Here is a 3,376-nt window from a genome sequence, read left to right on the forward strand (position 1 = left end):
GTCGGTGTCACCTGATGCAGCACCTTTCCTCCGGCGGCATCGATGCCCGAGCTCAACTCGCTGGCATATGAGACAAGAGTGGTTTGTGAATCTGCGTAAAGCAGCAGCGTCGCGTCGATTGCTTTTTCCGGCCCGCCCCACAGCCATGTGCCGGCTTTGTCATCGCCGGTATCGGCAAGCAGGTTGGCCCGGCCGGGCGAACCCATCCCCAAGCGGAATGCGGTCGGGAAGGAGTCCCCGACATCGGAAGGCAGGCCCAAGCGTTTCAAGCCATCCGCCGTCAGCGCGAAAATCAACACCTTGTCGGCCGGGGGTTGATCTCCGAAGGTGATCTGGTCCTCGATCGATTCTAGCCAGGCGCATGCCTGTTTGGGGTCGTCGGAAAATTTGATCGCAAGACATCTCGCATAAGGGTGTTTGCTCAAGCCGCCGTATAGCAGCGTCTGGACCTCGAAGGTTTCAATCAACGTCGCCGGCCTTACCTTCGAGCCGAACAGCCCCAGCCACGCCGCCGCCTCATCTTCCGTCGACACCGTCCCAAGCCCTTGGCGGATCGCGGCGTTGGTGCGGATGCGCGCCGTCGTCAGATGTGGATAGGCGCTGTACCAGAACCATGTCGGCTGCTGTTGTCTGCGCGCCCAGCGTTTGAACCGGTCGCCATCAGTTGCGCCCTTGAAGAACAGGTTTTCAGTACGAGGAAAACCGACTGTATTGCTCCAGACGGCGGTCAGGCCGTTCGACGCCCTCGTGATGAAATCCTCCAGATAGCTTTCCCAACTGCCGCCGTAATTCGAGAAAAACAGGAGCTTGTTGGTTTTCGGCAATCGCAGCCAACGGGCATAGTGGATCGTGCTGATATCGCCAAGAAACCCGGGACGGAATCGTTTTGTTGCCATCTGCCCGATCACCCAGAACGCTATTCTGAGCGTCAGCCCCCGCAACGCTCCGGCCTGCATGACCGAAATGCCGGCAAGATGGTTTTGCTGCGTGTCCTTGAGATTTTCAGCTTCCGTCAGCGACGCCATCACATCAGGATCGACCAAGGTGTCGACCGGCGTGTTGGCCGATTCGAGCCGCCGCAGGCCGAGGTAGACATTCGCGACGATCGCAAGAATTGCGACGGCTGCGACAATCGTTGAAACGATGACGGCGATCACGCCGACCGCGAAGCCTTGCCAAAGCCCTGCCGCAATTGTCGCGGTAACAACGAGAAGGCCGAGCAGAAAAAGAACCGGCCAGAAGAACTTGATGAGCCCTTGAAAAGCCAGGGACAGGATGAAGCCGAAATCAAGGCCGGGGGCCTCTTCAGCGGTGAGGCGCGGAAATGGCTCGGGGTCCAGCAGCGGAGCCAGGTCGGCATCGGCTTTGACGAAATCCCGCACGCGCAAAACGGTGTCCAGCGGTGCCCCTGCGGCCGGGTTGGTATCGAAATAGGAACGGAGTTCGCGGGCAAGCGCATACTCTCGCTTGATCCGCGTCACGGTCATGCCTGGCGTGCCACAGAAGTCGAGACCTGGGACATCGAACAGACCTTGCCCGGTGCGAATGTGATGGGACGTGAGAAGACGACTGAGCGTACCTGCCGCTTTTATTTCGGCAACCGACAGGATTTCGCTGACGAACGATGCCAGCTTGGTGCCGACCGTGTCGAAGGCATGTTGCGGCTCGCCGTCGACCGACATTTCGAATACCAGATACGTAGGCTCTCCGACATCGCCGCGAACCACGGTGATCGACATGAAATGGACGCCCTGGTCTCGCAGGGCGACGCGGATTATCCCATCTTTGCCGAACAGCTCAGGGCGGAATTCCTTGAGCTTTGCATCGACGCGATCGGCTCTGTCGAATTTGAACGGGATTGCACTCGTCACAAGTGATTGCGTCATGTTTGCCCCCTAGCTCACGAAGAATGCAAGCTACCCACTGCTGCAAGGTCCCGCCGATTCCCCCACGAGGCTGATGACGACCTCTCGCGTCAGGCGTGCAATACCTGTTTCATTTTATTGGTAGGCCTACAAGCAAAATCCATCGGAAATGCTTGGAGCGATCGTATTTTCATAAAGCTGTCAACTTTAGCGAAGTAAATTGGCGGCGTACTGAACAAGACACTACTACAAAACCGGTTTCGCGCTTAACGTGAATGCGGTTCAATTCCTTACGCGAAGTGCAATGTGCTCTCCGCTGCCTTTTCGTCGCCCCAAAAAGCGAACGTCGAAACCCGCATCACACCCACTTCGTCCAGATCGGAGATCAGCATGGAGAAAGACCCGGAAGCGGCAGTTGGCCAAAACGATATCGTCGCCACCCAATCGGCCGCGCTTTCCGTCGAGGTAGAAAAGGTTGCGCTTGCGGAATTCAATTACGTCCCGGCCGAAGAGCGCGACCTGAGGCGGGCTCGCGCGGAAGCCGATAGTCGTTTTTCGGCTCGCAAGAGTTTTCTTGAATCACCGCGCAGCGATCCAAACGGCTTCGAGCGGATCATCGGCCAAAGCGACCTGATGTCGATCAACTTCCTCGATCGTGGGCGACGGGCGGCTGCTGCCGTTTGCCGGATCAAGGTGCCGAGCGATGGCGGAGCCTGGTATGGCACGGGGTTTCTAGTTGGACCACGACTTTTGCTAACCAACCACCATGTGCTCGGCAATGCCGATGAAGCCAGCCAATGCGAAGCCGAATTCGGTTATGAGCACGATATCGATGGGGTTCTTCGCGAAGGCGTCAGGTTCAATCTGCGTCCGCACGAGATCTTTTACACCAACGCTGAGCTCGACATCACGTTTGTCGCGGTCACGCCATTGTCGGATGAGGGCGTACCGATCGACCGTTATGGCCGGCTGCCGCTGATCCCGCTTTCCGGCAAGGCGATCGATGGCGAGTGGGTGACGATCATCCAGCACCCGAACAGCGAGCCGAAACAGATTGCTATACGAGCAAGCCAGATCATTATTCTTGATCAGGACGCGGCCCCCGACGTCAACCTTGATCATTTCATCCACTATTCGACGGATACGGAGCCGGGCTCATCCGGCGCCCCGGTGCTGAACGACCAATGGCAGGTCCTGGCCCTGCACCACAAGGCAGTCCCTGAGCCGAAGAAGCCCGGAAGGCCTGAGAACAAAACTGTCTGGATCGCCAATGAAGGTGTCCGCATTAGTGCAATTTTTGGCCTGCTCGAAAGACAGCGCTTTGAACAGCCGCAGGCGGGCCTTGTGTTGGACCGGCTTGATACCTCGCTTGGGCTGCCGTCCCTGTCTCAAGGCGGCATCCAGGGCGAAGCTCTTCTCGAGGCGGACCGAAAGCCTCTCGCGCTCAAGCGTTGGGCCGGCGTCACCGGCTATGATCCACTCTTTCTCACCACCCGGATCGACCTTCCCGA

General features: G+C 58.1%; 1 protein-coding gene and 1 pseudogene. One reads left to right on the forward strand and one right to left on the reverse strand.

All coding sequences use genetic code 11. The annotated features are described in order from the left end of the window. A pseudogene (locus tag AS026_RS26680) lies at positions 1-1,886 on the reverse strand (Dyp-type peroxidase); the annotation flags it as partial. A 369-nt stretch (positions 1,887-2,255) separates the two neighbouring features. Here AS026_RS26680 and AS026_RS26685 point away from each other — a divergent pair. Next, positions 2,256-3,376: trypsin-like serine peptidase (locus AS026_RS26685; RefSeq protein ID WP_131815345.1), on the forward strand; the 1,121-nt coding region annotated here is incomplete at its 3' end.

It is taken from the genome of Rhizobium altiplani (assembly GCF_001542405.1).
In the GTDB taxonomy this organism is placed as follows: Bacteria; Pseudomonadota; Alphaproteobacteria; order Rhizobiales; family Rhizobiaceae; genus Rhizobium; species Rhizobium altiplani.